Genomic DNA, 356 nt, shown 5'->3' with positions numbered 1-356 from the left:
GGTCGGCGAGCGACTTGATGCGTTCGTCGATCTGGGCCTGCAGGACGGCGGCGTTGACCCAGTTCGCGGTGACGTCGCGGATGTCGAGGGCCTGGGCGTCCTCACGCATGGCGCGCAGCGCGGCCCGGGACGCCGCGAGATGGGCGCGCTCGCGAGCCAGCGGATCGGTGGTGGTGGAGTCGCTTTCGTGTTCGTGCGCGGGCACGGTGTTGCCTCCGGCTTTTCAACGCAGGACGGCGGCCCGCAGCTCGCTCCCGGTTACGGGCAGGGGGCGACGCGGTCCGCTCGAGGATCGATCACGGGGTACGCACGCAGGTGCACGAACGACTGTCGGCCGGTTTCCGTCCGGTCGGCGG

At 71.3% G+C, this 356-nt stretch carries 1 protein-coding gene; it reads right to left on the bottom strand.

Translation table 11 applies throughout. From position 1 onward, the window contains the following. Nucleotides 1-205: hypothetical protein (locus AC1DUE_RS20955; RefSeq protein WP_477041315.1), on the bottom strand; the 205-nt coding region annotated here is incomplete at its 3' end. Nucleotides 206-356 lie beyond the last annotated feature (151 nt).

The organism is Cellulomonas sp. P4_A2 (assembly GCF_056402515.1).
Note: the sequence above shows the minus strand (reverse complement) of the source record. Positions and strands in the feature narration are given on the sequence as shown.